Source organism: Kribbella sp. NPDC002412 (assembly GCF_053592935.1).
In genome coordinates, this window is record NZ_JBSFBL010000001.1 from 228,022 (window position 1) to 243,584 (window position 15,563).

The 15,563-nt window shown below is 69.1% G+C and carries 17 protein-coding genes; 8 read left to right on the forward strand and 9 right to left on the reverse strand.

Annotated features, from left to right (window positions below; genetic code table 11):
• Window positions 1–22 precede the first annotated feature (22 nt).
• The gene (locus ACWCOV_RS01140) at window positions 23–979 is read left to right on the forward strand and encodes a formylglycine-generating enzyme family protein (RefSeq protein WP_449827179.1); all 957 of its coding nucleotides are present in this window, start codon (window positions 23–25) and stop codon (window positions 977–979) included.
• Here the strand turns inward: ACWCOV_RS01140 and ACWCOV_RS01145 are convergent.
• From ACWCOV_RS01145 to ACWCOV_RS01155, 3 genes are read right to left on the reverse strand one after another with little or no spacing between them, the layout of a single operon-like run.
• A complete protein-coding gene (locus ACWCOV_RS01145; protein ID WP_449827180.1) occupies window positions 966–2,204 on the reverse strand; it encodes an MFS transporter in 1,239 nt (412 codons plus the stop codon). The genes ACWCOV_RS01140 and ACWCOV_RS01145 overlap by 14 nt on opposite strands.
• Window positions 2,201–2,614, reverse strand: a complete 414-nt coding sequence (locus tag ACWCOV_RS01150; protein WP_449827181.1) for a MarR family winged helix-turn-helix transcriptional regulator — start codon at window positions 2,612–2,614, stop codon at window positions 2,201–2,203. Before ACWCOV_RS01150 ends, ACWCOV_RS01145 begins: the two co-directional genes overlap by 4 nt.
• The gene (locus tag ACWCOV_RS01155) at window positions 2,548–3,864 is read right to left on the reverse strand and encodes an MFS transporter (protein WP_449827182.1); all 1,317 of its coding nucleotides are present in this window, start codon (window positions 3,862–3,864) and stop codon (window positions 2,548–2,550) included. Before ACWCOV_RS01155 ends, ACWCOV_RS01150 begins: the two co-directional genes overlap by 67 nt.
• Window positions 3,865–3,989: 125 nt before the next feature.
• Here ACWCOV_RS01155 and ACWCOV_RS01160 point away from each other — a divergent pair, with 125 nt between their 5' ends.
• Both ACWCOV_RS01160 and ACWCOV_RS01165 read left to right on the forward strand, forming a co-directional pair.
• A complete protein-coding gene (locus ACWCOV_RS01160; RefSeq protein WP_449827183.1) occupies window positions 3,990–4,562 on the forward strand; it encodes a TetR/AcrR family transcriptional regulator in 573 nt (190 codons plus the stop codon).
• Window positions 4,559–5,059 carry an SRPBCC family protein gene (locus tag ACWCOV_RS01165; protein WP_449827184.1) on the forward strand — a complete coding sequence of 167 codons (501 nt, stop codon included), beginning with the start codon at window positions 4,559–4,561 and terminating at the stop codon, window positions 5,057–5,059. Before ACWCOV_RS01160 ends, ACWCOV_RS01165 begins: the two co-directional genes overlap by 4 nt.
• A gap of 2 nt (window positions 5,060–5,061) precedes the next feature.
• Here the strand turns inward: ACWCOV_RS01165 and ACWCOV_RS01170 are convergent, their stop codons facing one another.
• The 3 genes from ACWCOV_RS01170 to ACWCOV_RS01180 all read right to left on the reverse strand — a co-directional run bounded on the left by ACWCOV_RS01170 (window position 5,062) and on the right by ACWCOV_RS01180 (window position 8,863).
• Window positions 5,062–6,039 carry a TolB family protein gene (locus tag ACWCOV_RS01170; RefSeq protein WP_449827185.1) on the reverse strand — a complete coding sequence of 326 codons (978 nt, stop codon included), beginning with the start codon at window positions 6,037–6,039 and terminating at the stop codon, window positions 5,062–5,064.
• Window positions 6,036–7,187 (reverse strand): MFS transporter, encoded by a 1,152-nt coding sequence (locus ACWCOV_RS01175; RefSeq protein ID WP_449827186.1) that lies wholly within the window; start codon window positions 7,185–7,187, stop codon window positions 6,036–6,038. Before ACWCOV_RS01175 ends, ACWCOV_RS01170 begins: the two co-directional genes overlap by 4 nt.
• Window positions 7,188–7,276: 89 nt before the next feature.
• A complete protein-coding gene (locus tag ACWCOV_RS01180) occupies window positions 7,277–8,863 on the reverse strand; it encodes a discoidin domain-containing protein (protein ID WP_449827187.1) in 1,587 nt (528 codons plus the stop codon).
• Between the two features lie 85 nt (window positions 8,864–8,948).
• Here ACWCOV_RS01180 and ACWCOV_RS01185 point away from each other — a divergent pair, with 85 nt between their 5' ends.
• From ACWCOV_RS01185 to ACWCOV_RS01195, 3 genes are all read left to right on the forward strand, one after another.
• Entirely contained in the window at window positions 8,949–9,341 is a 393-nt protein-coding gene (locus tag ACWCOV_RS01185; protein ID WP_449827188.1) for a VOC family protein, read from the forward strand.
• A gap of 71 nt (window positions 9,342–9,412) precedes the next feature.
• Window positions 9,413–10,390 (forward strand): aldo/keto reductase, encoded by a 978-nt coding sequence (locus tag ACWCOV_RS01190; protein ID WP_449827189.1) that lies wholly within the window; start codon window positions 9,413–9,415, stop codon window positions 10,388–10,390.
• Window positions 10,391–10,452: 62 nt separating this feature from the next.
• On the forward strand, window positions 10,453–11,013 hold the full coding sequence (locus tag ACWCOV_RS01195; RefSeq protein ID WP_449827190.1) for a BON domain-containing protein: 561 nt from the start codon (window positions 10,453–10,455) through the stop codon (window positions 11,011–11,013).
• Between the two features lie 173 nt (window positions 11,014–11,186).
• Here the strand turns inward: ACWCOV_RS01195 and ACWCOV_RS01200 are convergent, their stop codons facing one another.
• A complete protein-coding gene (locus ACWCOV_RS01200; protein ID WP_449827191.1) occupies window positions 11,187–12,212 on the reverse strand; it encodes a LacI family DNA-binding transcriptional regulator in 1,026 nt (341 codons plus the stop codon).
• A 334-nt stretch (window positions 12,213–12,546) separates the two neighbouring features.
• On the opposite strand from ACWCOV_RS01200, the gene ACWCOV_RS01205 reads away from it, so the two are divergent.
• Both ACWCOV_RS01205 and ACWCOV_RS01210 read left to right on the forward strand, forming a co-directional pair.
• Window positions 12,547–12,729: a hypothetical protein gene (locus ACWCOV_RS01205; RefSeq protein WP_449827192.1), complete on the forward strand. Its 183-nt coding sequence runs from the start codon at window positions 12,547–12,549 to the stop codon at window positions 12,727–12,729.
• 26 nt (window positions 12,730–12,755) lie between these two features.
• A complete protein-coding gene (locus ACWCOV_RS01210; RefSeq protein WP_449827193.1) occupies window positions 12,756–14,282 on the forward strand; it encodes an alpha-N-arabinofuranosidase in 1,527 nt (508 codons plus the stop codon).
• On the opposite strand, the gene ACWCOV_RS01215 is transcribed toward ACWCOV_RS01210, so the two are convergent.
• Both ACWCOV_RS01215 and ACWCOV_RS01220 read right to left on the reverse strand, forming a co-directional pair.
• Window positions 14,266–15,084 (reverse strand): MerR family transcriptional regulator, encoded by an 819-nt coding sequence (locus tag ACWCOV_RS01215; protein WP_449827194.1) that lies wholly within the window; start codon window positions 15,082–15,084, stop codon window positions 14,266–14,268. The genes ACWCOV_RS01210 and ACWCOV_RS01215 overlap by 17 nt on opposite strands.
• Window positions 15,085–15,145: 61 nt before the next feature.
• The gene (locus tag ACWCOV_RS01220; RefSeq protein WP_449827195.1) at window positions 15,146–15,409 is read right to left on the reverse strand and encodes a hypothetical protein; all 264 of its coding nucleotides are present in this window, start codon (window positions 15,407–15,409) and stop codon (window positions 15,146–15,148) included.
• Window positions 15,410–15,563: the final 154 nt, after the last annotated feature.

Sequence of the window (15,563 nt, forward strand, 5' to 3'; positions counted from 1 at the left end):
GGCGTTTTGAGATCCTGGGCTCATGAGTGAGGAACAGCCGTCGTGTTGTGCGCCGTCGCGCCCGGTGGCCGGGATCAGTCCGGCGCCACCGGCCCCCGGGTCCGCGAACGGGCAGCATGACATCGAGCAGATCGCGCTCGAGGGCGGCGTGTTCGCGATGGGTGACGGCTATGGCGACGGCAACCAGGGTGACGGCGAGGTGCCGATCCACCAGGTGCGGGTGAAGCCGTTCAGCATCGACGCGACCTCGGTGACCAACCGCGACTTCGCGCGGTTCGCCGAGGACACCGGCTACCGGACCGAGGCGGAGATCTACGGGTTCTCCGCGGTGTTCCACCTGGCCCTGCAGGCGGATCCGGCCGACCTGATGGGTCCAGCCGCGGGTACGCCGTGGTGGGCCGGCGTACGTGGGGCGGACTGGCGCCACCCGGGTGGCCGCCGGTCCGATCTCGATGGGCTCGACGACCATCCCGTCGTCCACGTGAGCTGGAACGACGCCGTCGCCTACAGCTCGTGGGCGGGGCGGCGGTTGCCGACGGAGGCCGAGTGGGAGTTCGCGTCCCGCGGTGGTCTGGAAGGCGCGCGGTACCCGTGGGGCGACGACCTGATCGGCGACGACGGCCTCTGGCGCTGCAACATCTGGCAGGGCGTCTTCCCGGAGACCAACACCGAGGAGGACGGCTACCTGACCACCGCGCCGGTGCACACCTTCGAGCCGAACGGCTACGGGCTCTGGCAGACGGTCGGCAACGTGTGGGAGTGGTGCGCGGACTGGTTCGGCCCGCGCTACTACAAGTTCTCCCCGGACGAGGATCCGCGCGGCCCGTCCCTCGGCGCGGCCCGAGTGATGCGCGGCGGCTCGTACCTCTGCCACGACTCGTACTGCAACCGCTACCGCAACGCCGCCCGCTCGTCGAACACTCCGGAGTCCTCGATGGGCAACGCCGGCTTCCGCACCGTCGCCCTCACCGCCGGCTGACGTCGGAGACCGTCGTACGGCGAAGTCCAGGCGTCGACGCGGCCACGGCCAAGACGGCCGCGACGCAGAGCACCGCGCCAGAGGCCAGCGCAGCAACTCCGGAGGTCGCCTGAGCCACCAGGCCGCCGCGCAGGTTCCCGAGGTCGGGCCCAGCCTGTCCGACGATCTGCTCGGCGGCAGTCACCCGGCCCAGCAACTCGTTCGGCGTGTGCAGCTGGACGATCGTGCTCCGCGCCACGACCGCCACGGTGTCCGCGGCACCGGCCACCGCGAGGAACGCCAACGCGAGCCACGGCAGTGGCGAGAACGCGACCAGCACCAGGGCGATCCCCCACCCGGCCGACCCGGCGAGCATCACGACACCGGGTCGCGGCAGCCGGGTGAACGAGCCGGACAGCACCGACGCCACCACCCCACCGACCGCGATCGCGCTCAGGAACAACCCGAGCGTCCGCGGATCGTTGCCGAACCGCTCGGCGTTGATCACCGGGAACAGGCTCACCGGCATCGACAGCACCGTCGCGGCGAGATCGGTGAGCAACGCACCCCGGATCACCGGTGTCGACACCACGAACGCCAACCCGTCGCGCACCCCACGCAGCCCCGGCCGCGCCACTGCCTCGACACGCATCTTCGGCAGGCCGAGTACGCCGTACATCGCCGCAAGGAAGCTCAGGCAGTCGATGAGGTAGCAGACGCCGACACCCCACGCGTTCACGATCAGTCCGCCGACCGCCGGGCCGACCAGCATCGCGCCCTGGAACGCGATCCGGTTGAGCGCGATCCCGGCGGCGAGCAACTCCCGCGGCAACAGTTGCGGAAGGACTGTCCGTGCCACCGGCCCGCCGGCGGCCGCGAACGCCGCTTGCGCCGCGACGAGCCCGAGCAGTACGCCGACCGGAACCGGCCCGATCACCAACTGGCTCGCCATCAGCGCGGAGACGACGACCTGGCCGCCGATCGTGATCAGGTAGAACCGGCGCCGCTCGACCCGGTCGACGGCCGCGCCGGCGAACAGGCCGAGCACGATCAGCGGCAACGCCTGCGACAACCCGACCGCCCCGGTCCACGCCGCGCTCGCCGTCTGGTCCCACACCTGGAACATCACCGCGACGAACGCGAGCTGGCCGCCGAACGTCGACAGCACCTGCCCGGCCCACAGCCGCCGGAAGACCGGCGACACCCGCAGCGGCTCCAGGTCGATCAGCGCATGCCGGGCGCTCATGGCTCGAGCTTTTCCACGATGCGGTCGTGGAAGCTCTTGCGGGCCAGGGCCTCCTCGACATCCCGGACCACCTGGGTCATCGGGTACGGGAGCTCGGCCTCGAGCTCGGTGATCGCCGCCTCGGTCGCCCGCCACTCGGCCGCGAGCAGCTCGACGATGCCTTTGGCCTTCGCGGTGAGCGCGACCTTCTTGCTGCGGGCGTCAGCGCCCGGCACCGTCCGGACCAGGCCCGCGGTCCGCATCGCGGAGACCTTCTGGCTGAGCGCCGAGTGGGTCCGGCCGACGGACTCGGCCAGCTCGGTGATCGTCATCGGCCCCTTGGCGTGCAGCCGCAGCAGCTCCATCACGTAGCTGGGCTTGAGCCCCTTGATCTGCCGATCGGTGTAGATGCGCGCGATCTCCGCGTCCATCCTCGCCTGCAACTGATGCAACCCACGCCACTGACTCTGCTCGCTCGGATCGTCCACGCCCGAATCATAACAGCACTTATATAAGTCCTGTCAGATCCGGCCCGGCGAATCCAGGCTGCGACCAGGACGGCGGCTCCGATGCTGATCGTGGCCAGGAGTGCGAAGCCGTACCTGGTGTCGGTCCGTCCGGTGACGAGCGACGCGAGGAGCATGACGACGACTGTTGCCGTGAGGCCGTAGCCGTTGGCGGCGCCGAAGGCGCGGCCGACCTGGGACTCGTCGACCGACGTCATCAGGAGCGACCGGGCCGCGATCCGCGCCTGGCCGAACACGAACGCCCCGGCGAGCACACCACCCATCAGCACGCCGACCCCGAACAGCGGCTGCACCGCCAGCAGCGCGTTACCTGCGACGAACCCGAGAATCGCCACCCGCAGATCACCGAACCGTACGGCGGACCGCCGATAAGCCACCGCGGCCAGCAGGAACCCGGCCCCACCCAGCGCGTCGACGATCCCGACCACCGCCGCGCCGCGATGCCACTCACCGACGATCAACACCGGCAGCAACGCGTTGAAGACCGTCACCACCACCAGCCCCTGGCCGTAGAGCAACACAAGTGCACCTACCGGCAGCCGACGACCCATCAACCCGGTTGCCGGACGCGACTCCTCGACGACTTCGGTCCGCCGGGCAGTACGGCGGACCGCGAGCACAAGCATCGCCGAAGCAACGAACGTCAGCGCGTTGAACACGAACAGCGGCGTGGAGCCGAAGTACTGCAGGGCGAATCCGCCGACCGATGCCGACAGCAACATGCCGGACTGCAGGGCGATCTCGTAGTGGCCGTTGAACCGCCGCAGCTCCGACACGGGCACCCGCTCCCGCACGAGCCCGGCACTCGCCGGGACGAACAACGCCGCGACCATCGCCAGCAGGAAGTTGCTCGCGTAGACGACCGCCTGCTGCGGGACGCCGATCGCCAGGCCCACCGGCAGACAGAGTGCGGCCATCGCACTGATGACATCGCAGCCGATCCACAGCCGGCGGCGGTCGAAGCGGTCGGCGAGCCGGCCGAAGTACGGCGACAGCACCGCCTGCGGGACCGCCACCGCGATGAAGAGCCAGCCGACATCGAGCATCGAGCCGTGCGTCTGGACGAGCAGCAGCGCGGCGCCGATCAGCTGGATGTTGTTGCCGAGGGACGTGATGAAGGCTGCCGGCAGCAGCAGCCGATGAGACCTGAGCACCCGGCCACGCTGTCAGCAAAACCTGCCAACTAATGGCAGTTTTTATATTCGCTACCGGAGTTGCGTAATTCAACCGTCTCGCGCTATCGTCTTTTCGACACCGCAGTAGCGAAAAGAGGACGGCGATGGTGGGACGAGGGCGGCCGCGGGATGCCGGGGTGGAGGGCCGGGTGCTCGAGGCCGCCATGGCAGAGATGCGGCAGCGGGGGTACGACGGGATGTCCGTCGACCGGGTCGCGGACCGGGCCGGCGTGGCGAAGACGACGATCTACCGGCGCTGGCCGAGCAAGGCCGAGCTGGTGATCGCGATGATCGCCGGGTTGCGGGCCGCCGTGCCGTTCGAACCGAGTGGCGACCCGCGCCGCGACCTCACCGATCTCGTCACCGCGATCTCCTCGGCGCTGGCCGCCGTACCGACGACCCTCGTTGCCGATCTCGCCGCGGCCGCCGCTCGCGAACCGCGCGTCAGCGAGAGCGTCCGGGCGTTGTGGGGTGAGCGGCACGCGGCCGTCACCGCGGTCGTCGCTCGAGCGCAGGAGGACGGACTCGTCCCCGGGCACGCCTCCCCCGCCGTACTGGTCGACCAGCTCGTCGGCCCGCTGTACTACCGGCTCCTCATCACCGGGGAGCCGATCACACCCGCCTACGTGAGCGAGCTGGTGCTCAGCACCCTCGGTCCTGTTCAGGAGCAGTCATGAAGATTTTCGTTGCCCTCGGCGCCCTTGTCGTCCTGATCGCCGGCTACACCGCCTACACGGTCGTCCGGCCGTTCGTCCTGCACACCGCGATCGAGATCGACGCGAGCCCGGAGCAGGTGTGGAAGGTGCTCGCCGACCGGGAGGCGTACCCGGAGTGGAACCCGTTCATCATCTCCTCGACCGGCGAGCTGACGGCCGGCGGCACGATCACCAACGTGCTGCGTGACACCGAGGGCAAGGAGACCGCGTTCAGCCCGGAACTGCTGGTCGTCGAGCCGAACCGGGAGCTGCGCTGGATCGGCAAGGTCCCACCCGGGTTCATTTTCGACGGCGAGCACTCGTTCCGCCTCGAGGAGCTCCCGAACGGCCGCACCCGGCTGATCCACGAGGAGACCTTCCGCGGCGCCGCCGTCCCGTTCACCAGGTCCATGCTGAACAAGACCATCAAGCCGCAGTTCATCGCCATGAATGAAGCGCTCGCCGCGCGCGTTTCCTGAACTCAGCCGAACGACGGGCTGGTGGCGTGCTGGATCAGGAGGGTGGGCGGCGTGGTGAGGCCCACGGACCAGATGTCGGTGGTGCCCGCGGAGTTGCGGAGCGGGTAGAGCAGCGTGGTGTCGTTCTGCCAGACGGGCTGGTCGTCGAGGTTGCGGGACTCGGGTGGGTGGCTGACGCGGCGGGTGGTGAGGTCGAGGACGGCCAGTCGCCAGGTGCCGTCGGACACCTTCTGCTTGTAGGCGATCCGTTTCCCGTCCGGGGACAGCGACGGGCACTCGACGTTCTCGTAGATCGCCGCACCCCGGTACCGGCGGTAGTCGGCCTCGACGAGGTACGTCCTCCCCTTGCTCGCCAGCGTGACGTAGAACCGGTTGCCGTCGGCGCCGAAGGTGATCCCCCAGTAGTTCACGTCCGCGGCGAAGTACCGGCGCCCGCCGATGAACACCGGCAGCTCCTCGATGCTCTTCACCAGCCGCCCGGTCTCGACCTCGTACAGCCCGGTCCGGGTCGAGAACCCGGTCGCCGCGTACGAATCCCCGCTGACGAACAGCGTCCAGTTCACGATCCGCCCGTCCGGCGACACGCGAGCGCGACTCGGTGTCCCCGGCAACATCTGCCGGTGCCGGACCCGCAGGTCCGCGTCGAGCACGAGCATCTCGGTGAGCGGCGGCAGCGACCCGGCCTTCAGCCGCAAGCAGACCGCCGTACGCCGTGCCGCCGCGAACCGATCGCACCGCAAGTCCCCCACTCGCCGCGTCGCGCCTGGCTCACGAACCGGTACGGCAGCCAGCTTCCCCGCCTCCGGCCCGTCGGCCAGATTGCTGAAGAACAAGGTCGACCCGTCGAGGGCCGCCGCCTGACCAGTCACCACCGGCATCGCGTTGTCGACCGCGCCACCGCCTCGGGCCGACACGACGTACGTCGCGGCCCCGATGAGCAGCGCAAGTACGCCGGCCACACAGACAACGATTCGCCTCATCGCCGCACCTCCCACGGCCTGATCGCAGCGGCTGCGATGGTGACGACCAGCAAGGCGGACGCCGTCACCAGCAAGGCCGAACGGATGTCCCAGAGCGTCCACAGCAGCCCGACTGTCACGGCCGACACCATCCGGGCGAGCGCCTGTCCGGTCTGCAACACGGCAAGACCACTGGCCCGGAGGTGCTCGGGCAGCATTGGGCCGACAGCAGCAGGGAGTACGCCGTCCGTCGCGGCGTAGAAGGCGCCGTGGAGTGCGAGCGCGAGCCACCAGTTGCCGACCGGCCCGCACACCAGGACCAGCGCGATCACCAGCGCGAGGTGCCCGCCGATGAACACCTTCCAGCGGCCGATCCGGTCTCCCAAGCGGCCGAGCGGCACGGCGAGCAGCAGGAAGGTGCCCGCCGTACCCAAGGGCAGCAGTGGAAACAGCGTGCTCTCCACGTCCCAGCGGCGCTGCACGGCCAAGTACACGAACGAGTCGGTGATGGTGAACAGCCCGAGCATCGCTGCCCACCCGCAGCACCGCCGGAAGCTTGCGATCCGCAACAACCCGGGCATCGCCCGCACCGGCACCACCGGGCTCGACACCGGCTGCGGCCGGTCGCGAACGAGCATCACGAGCAGGAGAACACCGCAGGCCGCCAAGCAGAAGCTGCTCACGAAGACCGCGCTGAAGTCACCGAGGCTCGCCCACAGCACCGCTGCCGCGACCAACGGTCCAAGGAACGCGCCGAGCGTGTCGAGCGCCCGATGCACACCGAACGAACGGCCCATCGTCTCGGGCGAACTGCTCAACGAGATCAGCGCGTCCCGCGGCGCCGTCCGGATCCCCTTGCCGGCCCGGTCGACCGCGAGGACCGCACCGATCGCCGGGACCGACGACCCAGCCATCAGCAACCCGAGCTTGGACACGGCCGACAGCGCGTATCCGATCCCGGCGACCGCTTTGAGCCGCCGCCACCGATCAGCGAGGTGTCCACCGACGAGGCGCAGTACGGCGGTCGCGCCGGCGTACAGCCCGTCGAGCAGGCCGAACTGCAAGGGGTTCAGCCCCAGGCCGAACACCAGATACAGCGGCAGGACCGCGGTCACCATCTCGGCCGAGATGTCGGTGACCATGCTGACCAGGCCCAGGGCAACGACCATCCCCGGCACCCGTCGGATCGGCGTGCTCCGGGCCGGGGCTGGCGAGGCCCCGGCCCGGGTTCCGGCGAGATACATCTGCCGTCAGCCCGTCAGTGACAGGTGTACGTCGGGCTGCTGTCCAGCACCCGGTTGTCGAGACCGATCAGTTGGCTGCTGAACGTCGTGTCGGTCATCGACAACTTCAGTACGCCGAAGTCCTGCAGCAGCTTGGCCGTCGCCGGATGCTCGGCGTGGACGTCGTACAGCGTCATGCCGCCGGTGCCGCCGATGATCTGGACCGGGCCGTTCGGGTCCGGGTCGCCGTCGGCGTTCTGCGGCAGGAAGCGTTCGTAGTGGTGGTCGTGGCCGTTGAGCACCAAGTCGACCTTCGCGCCGACCAGGGTCTGCCACAACTCGGCCGTCTCCGGGTTGTCACCGTGGTCGCCGGAGCTGAACCGCGGGTGGTGGTAGTAGGCGGCGACACAGCGCTTGGTGTTCCGGGCGAGATCCTGCTTCAGCCAGGTGAGTTGCGGCGGCTCGGCCAGGCCGTGCTCACCGGAGAAGTCGTTCGAGTCGAGCGCGACGAAGTGCCAGTTGCCGCGGTCCCAGCTGTAGTAGTTCTTGCCCTGCGGGGTCGCGATCGAGCCGAAGTACTTGCGGTAGCCCTCGAACGGCACGTCGTCGTACGTCTCGTGGTTGCCGGGCACCGGCTTCGTGATGCTCTTGAACCGGCCCCAGGACTTGTCGTAGTAGTTCCGGAAGTCCGACAGGTGTGCGTCGTCGTACTGGTTGTCCCCCATGGTCAGCACCGCGGCGGGCTTCATCGCCTCGACCAGGCGAGCGGTCTTGGGATGGACGCAGCTCGAGTCGTCGGGCGTGCACCGATCCGCGATGTCACCGGCCGCCGCGAGGACGAACTGGCCGGCGCCACCCGCACGGGTCCGGATCGTGACGGGTTGGCTCGGCGGCGACTGGTTTCCGGCCAGGTCGCGGGCCCGGATCGAGTACGTGTACGACGTGTCAGCGGCCAGGCCGGTGTCGTTGTACTGCGTCGTCGTGGTGGACGCGACCACGGTGTCATTGCGCACTACGTCGTACCCGCTCACGCCGACGTTGTCCGTCGAGGCGGTCCAGGTGAGTGCCGCCGTCGTAGCGGTGATATCGGTTGCCGTGAGTCCGGTGGGCGTGCTCGGTGGTTGGGTGTCGCCGGCGGAGTCCGTGGTGCCGTAGACCTGGAGTTCCCAGAGCGAATAGCCGTACAACGTGCCGCGCTTGGTGCCGACGAGACGCAGGTACCGACCGTGCGCCTGCAAGCCGGTCAGGTCGTCGGTGCCGCCATTGCCATCGGCAACGTCCTTGATGGTGCGGAACGTGCTGCCGTCGTCGGAGATCTCGATCCGGTAGGCCTTCGCGTAGGCGGCCTCCCAGTTCAGCTTCACCCGGCGTACCGTGGCCGGCTGGCCGAGATCGACCCGGATCCACTGCGGATCGACCCCTTCCGCACTGGCCCAGCGGGTCGCCGTACTCCCGTCGACCGCTGCTGGACCGCTCAACGTGTCGTCTTCGATGCTGGAGACAACGACCTGTTTTCCCTGTGACAGCAGCACATCCGCGGCCGTCCGCGCATCCGCGCTCGATCCGGCGACGGCGCCGGCCAGCACGGCCGGTAGCGCGACACTCAACCAACGAAACCTCATGACAACCTCCGGGGGCGCGGGGTCGATAATTGTTAGGAAGGTTACCTAACAGTTGCGGAACCGTCCAGGGGGCATCCTGGAACGCATGAGCGGACTACTTCGGGCAGTGGATGCGGTGACGGTGCGAGTCCCGGACCTCGACCGAGGGCTGGCGTTCTACCGGGACGCGCTCGGACACGAGTTGGTGTGGCGGAACGACGAGATCGGCCAGGCCGGGCTGCGGCTGCCGGACAGCGACACCGAGATCGTGCTCGCAACCGGCCTCGACTACGCGCCGAGCTGGCTGGTGACCTCGGCCGACGAGGCGGCCGAGCAGATCGTCAGCCGTGGCGGCCGGCTGATCACGGCCCCCTTCGACATCCCGGTCGGCCGGTGCGCCGTCGTCGCGGACCCGTTCGGCAATCCTTTGGTCGTGTTGGATCTGTCCAAGGGTCTCTACACCACCGACGACGCGGGCGGGGTCACCGGCGTGAGTTGATGTTCTGCGTGCATCGACTGTGCTTCAAAGATGCATTGGACGTCTGACCGCAGTGCTGGTTGGCTCGGAGTATGGAGAAACGTGCTTTGGGACGAGTCGGTATCGAGGTCAGCCCGGTGGGGTTCGGATGCTGGGCGATCGGCGGTCCGTTCACGAATCCGGCCGGGGAGCCGCTGGGGTGGGGTGAGGTCGACGACGACGAGTCGGTGCGGGCGATCCGGCGGGCCGTCGAGCTCGGCGTGACGTTCTTCGACACCGCCGACGTGTACGGCGCCGGGCACAGCGAGCGCGTGCTCGGCAAGGCGCTCGCGGGGATGCGGGACCAGGTGGTGATCGCGACCAAGTGGGGCAACACCTTCGACGAGTCGACCGGCGTCATGCACCACCAGGACAAGTCGGCCGAGTACGTCGCCAAGGCGGTCCGGGCGTCGCTCGACCGGCTCGGGACCGACTACATCGACGTCTACCAACTGCACTGCGACACGACCAACGAGGTCGCGCTGCCGTTGCGGGAGGCGTGTGAGGATCTCGTCCGCGAAGGGCTGATCCGCAGCTACGCGTGGAGCACGGACACCCTGGCCAGCGCGGAGTTCTTTGCTGAAGGCAAGCACTGCTCGGCGGTGCAGCACGAGGCCAGCGTCCTGCACGACGCGCCGGAGTTCTTCGCGCTCTGCGAACGCGCCGACCTGGCCAGCATCAACCGAACGCCTTTGGGAATGGGCCTCCTGGGTCGCCGCGACGCGAACCAGCCGGCCACCGGCGCGGACATCCGCACGCTGCCGCCGGCCTGGTTGCGGTACTTCGACAAGGGCGGCGTGCCCGCGCCGGAGTGGTGGGACAAGGTGTCGGCGATTCGCGACGTACTGGAGAGCGACGGACGGACGCTGGCGCAGGGATCGCTGGCCTGGCTGTGGGCACGGAGCCCGCGGACCGTTCCGATCCCTGGTTTCCGCACTGTCGAGCAGGCGGAGCAGAACGCGCGGGCGATGGAGTTCGGGCCGCTGCGGGACGAGCAGATGACGGAGATTGCCACCCTGCTGGAGCGGTGACGGTTTCGCTGCGCCCGAATGGGTACCCGATCGGTGAGCAACCATCGAGAGGGTGAGAGAAGATGCGACTGATCGTCGACCGCAGTACCCGGCGCCGCGGTATCGCGGTGAAGGATCACGGGCATCCGTTCCTCAAGACCGCCGGGCTTGCCGTGGCGAGTGTCTGTGCCGGGGTGGTGACCGAGTATCTGCTGGACCCGGACAGAGGCCGCGCACGACGAGCCCGGTTGCGGGACGGGTCCGCGAACGTCGGCCGCGGGATGGGCGCGAGCATGAGCGGCCTGTCCCGGAACATGACGAACCGCGGACGCGGGATGGCGATGGCCGCCCGCTACCGCGTCACCGGGCGCTCGGCCGACGACTCGGTCCTGCACGATCGCGTCCGGGCCGAGCTCGGACGGCACGCGAGCCATCCGCACGCGGTCCAGGTCCGCGTGGACAACGGGACCGTCACCCTGGTCGGCGACATGCTCGCCGCCGAGGAGAAGGCGACCCGGCACGCCGTCAAACGGATCCCGGGCGTGAAGTCCGTGGACGCCCAATGGACCGTTCACGAAGAGCCTGGCGACGTTCCCACCCTCCAGGGCAAGGGCCGCGGCCGGCGCTCCCCCACGCCTAGCTGACACCCCAGATCCAGCCCGGCGCTCTCGCCACCAGCGGCGGCGCCGGGCTGAGCCACGCCCGCACCCGCTCGGAGACTCCTTCGAGTCGACCTCTTGCAGACTGGTTAGGTTTATCGATATACCTCTGTCGAACAGTCACCCTCCCGGGAGTTTCGATGAGGTCTGCAGTGCGGTCAGGCGGCGGGGTTCGTCGTGCCGCGCTGGATGAGCTCGGCGGGGACGACCAGTTCCTGCGGGTCGCCGGTCGGGCCGCCGGTGATCTGGGCGACGAGCAGCGACGTGATCGCGTCGGCCATCTCGTCGTGGCCGGGGTTCACCGAGGACAGCGACGGGACCAGGTACGACGCCTCGTCGATATCGTCGAACCCGACCACCTGGACGTCCTCCGGCACCCGGCGCCCGGCATCGGCCAGCGCCCGCAGCGCCCCGATCGCCACCACGTCGGTCAGCGCGAACACCGCGTCGAAGGCGATCCCGCCGTCGACGAGTGCCCGGATCCCGTCGTACCCGTCCTGCAGCCGGAAGTTGCACCGGACGACCAGCTCGGGATCCATCGCCACACCGGCCTCGGTGTGCGCGATCGCGTAGCCCTCGGCCCGCAGCGCCGGCATGTTCGCGCTGGTGTCCGGGTTGCCGCCGAGCAGGGCGATCCGCCGGGCCCCGGTGGCCAGCAGGTGCGCGGTCGCCTGCCGGGCGCCGTCGACGTTGTCCATCATCACGTGGTCGAAGCGCGACGGCAGCGCCCGCTCACCGATCAGCACCACCGGCGCGTCGGTCCGGATCTGGGTCAGCTCGGCCGGGTCGATGTCGACCACGCTGAGGATCAGTCCGTCGTACATCCGCAGCCGGGAGAAGGCGACCGCGTCCAGCTCGCCCTCGCGGCTGGCGCCGGTGCGCTCCATCACGATCCGCAGTCCGTGTGCCTCGAACCGGTCGGCGAGCCGGCCGGCCAGCTGGGCGAAGTACGGGCGTTCCAGTTCCGGAACCGCGAGGCCGACCACCCCGGTGCGGCCCGCGCGCAGGTGGCGGGCGGCCAGGTTGACCTGGTAGCCGAGGTCGCTGATCGCCGCCAGCACCCGTTCCCGGGTCGCCGCGCCAACCCGCGGCCGGCCGTTGATCACGTTCGACACGGTCATCGTGGACACCCCCGCGGACCGCGCCACGTCGGCCATCGTCACCACGGTGGATGCCTTCCTCATGGTCCATACCTTAGGGGGTTGCTTCTTGTCCCGTGCAGTCGCGAGCAGGTGCTCGGGGGTGTAGCTCGGCGTGCCGGGGCGAAGGGCTCGATGCGGAGCATCGTGACCTTTGCACCGGTGCGGCGAGATGCGCCGCCGAGTGCCGCGCAGCACGCACGGGGCAAGAAGCAACCCCCTCAACACCTTCTGGAGTTGCGATGAGGAAACGCCGCACTCTGGCGGCCCTTGCCGTTGATCAGGTTCGTCTTGTTCTCGGCCGCGATCGCGAACACGTCGGCCGCCGTACCGGCTCGGATCCGCGACTGCAGGGTGGAGATGTACTCCGCGACCGGGCGTGCTCTACAACAAGGACCTGCTGGCCAAGGCCGGCGCGACCCCTGAACGGTCCCGTGTCGACAACGTGGTCGACCAGCAGCGGCTGACCGACATCCACGTCGCGGCGCTGCGCGCGGACGGGGACCGGCTCGGCTGCGACCGCGACGCACCGGTCGCTCTCGACCTGCGTCGTACTGTCTGAAACACCAGCAAACCAAGGAGACTTAGTTGTCCAAGGCATCGTCGTCGCGGGTCGTGATCGACCTGGACGTTTCCGGCCCGGCGATCAGCCGGCACCTGTACGGGCACTTCGCCGAGCACCTGGGGCGGTGCATCTACGGCGGCTTCTACGTCGGCGAGGACTCCGCTCTGCCGAACGAAGGCGGCATCCGGCTCGACGTGGTCGAGGCCCTGAAAGCGCTGAACATCCCGAACCTGCGCTGGCCGGGTGGCTGCTTCGCCGACGAGTACCACTGGAAGGACGGCATCGGCCCGAAGGCCGACCGGCCGTCGATGATCAACACGCACTGGGGCAACGTCGAGGAGAACAACCACTTCGGCACGCACGAGTTCATGGCGCTGTGCGAGCTGCTCGGCGCCGACCCGTACGTGAACGGCAATGTCGGCAGCGGAACCGTCCAGGAGATGAGCGAGTGGGTCGAGTACCTGACCCGCGACGGTGACAGCCCGATGGTCCGGCAGCGCAAGGCGAACGGCCGGGACGAGCCGTGGAAGGTTCCGTTCTGGGGCGTCGGCAACGAGACCTGGGGCTGCGGCGGCAACATGCGCGCCGAGGCGTACGCCGACCTGGCCCGCCGCTACGCCACCTTCTGCCGCAGCTACGGCGACAACGAGCTCTACCGGATCGCGGCCGGCGCGTCCGACTACGACCTGGCCTGGACCGAGGCGCTGATGAAGGCGATCAGCTGCCTGGGGTGCGGCCGGGAGCCGAAGAACATCTTCCAGGCGATCTCGTTCCACTACTACACGATCGCGGGCACCTGGGACAGCAAGGGCAGCGCGACCGAGTTCGCCCTCGACGACTACTACCGGACGCTGATCAAGGCGCAGGACATCGACCGGATCATCCGCGGCCACTCCGCGGTGATGGACGCCTACGACCCGGAGCGCAAGGTCGGCCTGGTGCTGGACGAGTGGGGCACCTGGTGGGACGTCGAGCCGGGCACCAACCCCGGGTTCCTGTTCCAGCAGAACGCGCTGCGGGACGCGCTGGTGGCGAGCGTGCACTTCGACGTGTTCCACCGGCATGCGGACCGGCTGGTGATGGCGAACATCGCCCAGACGGTCAACGTGCTGCAGGCGATGCTGCTGACCGACGACGACGGTGGGCTCGTGCTCACACCGACGTACCACGTGTTCGAGATGAACAAGGGCCACCACGACGCGACGTCGGTCCCGGTGCACGTGGTCGAGCAGCCGGATCCGTACGAGCTGGACGGCAAGTCGATGGACCTGCTGTCCGCGTCGGCCAGCGTGAAGGACGGCAAGGCGCTGATCTCGGTCAGCAACCTGGACCCGAGCTCGCCGGCCGACATCGTCCTGGACCTACGGGGCGCGGAGTTCCGCAACCCGGCCGGACGGTTGCTCACGGCATCGAAGCCGCAGTCGCACAACACCCCCGCGGATCCGGGCGCGGTGGCGCCGGTAGCCCTCACCGACCTGGCAGCGGACCCGCGCGGCCTGCGGGTCACGCTGCCACCGCACTCGTTCGCGACCGTCAGTCTGGACGTGTGACCGGGATCTGGAACTCGTGCACCCAGTTGTTGGGGTTCTCCGGGTCGAACTGCAGCGTGACTTCCCGGGCGTAGCCCTGGCTGCGGTACCCGTTGTCCTCGATCCAGCGGGCGAGGGTCTGCATGCTGCGGTCCGCCTCGTACATGTCTCCTTGGTGCACGATGGTCGCGGCCTGCTCGAGTTCCGGTAGTTCGTGCACGTCGACGTCGGCCACTGTGTCGGCGTCGACAGGTACGGCGGCGTGCACGAGGATCTGGTCGTCCTCGGCGTCCTCGTAGTACGCGACCGGCGAGCCGGACGGGACCACGCCGGCCGCGCCGAGGCGGTCCATCAGCTGGCCGAACAGCGGCTGGATGACCGGGCCGATGTCCTCACCGTCGTAGCTCTTGGCGAGCGCGGTGAGCTGGGCGACCCGGGTCGGGGCGATGTGTTTCAGGACTACGTCGTCGGTGGGCATGTGACCTTCCTTCTCGATCAGCCGGAGCCTCGCCTCGACACTGATGAGCTGGGACGCGCTGCGTGCCAGTTCGTCCTCGAGCTGCGCCCGTCGCAGCCGCAGCATGCCGCGGAGCTCCTCCGCGGACAGCTTGGCGTCGACGATCTCGTGCACCTGCTGCAGGCTGAACCCGAGATCCTTCAGCGCGATGATCCGGTTCAGCCGGCTGAGCTGCGCGGCCGAGTAGCGCCGGTACCCGGTCGCCTCGTCGACGACCGCCGGCCGGAGCAACCCGATCGCGTCGTAGTGCCGGAGCATCCGGGCCGAAACCTGCCCGAACGCCGCGAAGTCCCCGATGGTGAACATGCCCCCACCTTCCGGCTTGACACTGTGTGAAGGTCAAGCATGCCCGGGGACGCCGGCGGGCTCAGGAGGTGACGCGGGTACGGCGGTCGCGGACCGCGGCGACCGCGAATCCGGTGAGCACGAAGGCGACGCCGCCGGTGCCGAGACCGACCACGAGATCGCCGCGGGTGTCCAGCCGCGGGTCGCACTGCATCGGCGTGATGCCCTTGTCCGGCTGGAAGACCGAGCCGCAGTCCCGGCCGTCGACGGTGACCGGGCGGACGGCGAACACCACCCCGGCGATCAGCAGGACCACACCCACCGCGCCGAGAACCCTGCTCAGCACTGCCCGTCCTGGAGCGGCGTGGCACCCGGGAAGGCAGCCGCAAGGACCGACCACACCTGCCTGGTCAGACCTCGCATATGGCGCTCACACTCCCTGGTAGCCCGGTAAGATTTGATCAAATCTAACGCAGCTAGTCGTCAGTGCTGAAGCCCGG

What these genes read in the sequence shown, in the direction of transcription:
- ACWCOV_RS01140 (WP_449827179.1), top strand. Translation starts at nt 23, where the DNA reads ATGAGTGAGGAACAGCCGTCGTGTTGTGCGCCGTCGCGCCCGGTGGCC.
- ACWCOV_RS01145 (WP_449827180.1), bottom strand. Translation starts at nt 2,204, where the DNA reads ATGAGCGCCCGGCATGCGCTGATCGACCTGGAGCCGCTGCGGGTGTCG.
- ACWCOV_RS01150 (WP_449827181.1), bottom strand. Translation starts at nt 2,614, where the DNA reads ATGGACGCGGAGATCGCGCGCATCTACACCGATCGGCAGATCAAGGGG.
- ACWCOV_RS01160 (WP_449827183.1), top strand. Translation starts at nt 3,990, where the DNA reads ATGGTGGGACGAGGGCGGCCGCGGGATGCCGGGGTGGAGGGCCGGGTG.
- ACWCOV_RS01165 (WP_449827184.1), top strand. Translation starts at nt 4,559, where the DNA reads ATGAAGATTTTCGTTGCCCTCGGCGCCCTTGTCGTCCTGATCGCCGGC.
- ACWCOV_RS01170 (WP_449827185.1), bottom strand. Translation starts at nt 6,039, where the DNA reads ATGAGGCGAATCGTTGTCTGTGTGGCCGGCGTACTTGCGCTGCTCATC.
- ACWCOV_RS01175 (WP_449827186.1), bottom strand. Translation starts at nt 7,187, where the DNA reads ATGGTCGTTGCCCTGGGCCTGGTCAGCATGGTCACCGACATCTCGGCC.
- ACWCOV_RS01180 (WP_449827187.1), bottom strand. Translation starts at nt 8,863, where the DNA reads ATGAGGTTTCGTTGGTTGAGTGTCGCGCTACCGGCCGTGCTGGCCGGC.
- ACWCOV_RS01185 (WP_449827188.1), top strand. Translation starts at nt 8,949, where the DNA reads ATGAGCGGACTACTTCGGGCAGTGGATGCGGTGACGGTGCGAGTCCCG.
- ACWCOV_RS01190 (WP_449827189.1), top strand. Translation starts at nt 9,413, where the DNA reads ATGGAGAAACGTGCTTTGGGACGAGTCGGTATCGAGGTCAGCCCGGTG.
- ACWCOV_RS01195 (WP_449827190.1), top strand. Translation starts at nt 10,453, where the DNA reads ATGCGACTGATCGTCGACCGCAGTACCCGGCGCCGCGGTATCGCGGTG.
- ACWCOV_RS01200 (WP_449827191.1), bottom strand. Translation starts at nt 12,212, where the DNA reads ATGAGGAAGGCATCCACCGTGGTGACGATGGCCGACGTGGCGCGGTCC.
- ACWCOV_RS01215 (WP_449827194.1), bottom strand. Translation starts at nt 15,084, where the DNA reads ATGTTCACCATCGGGGACTTCGCGGCGTTCGGGCAGGTTTCGGCCCGG.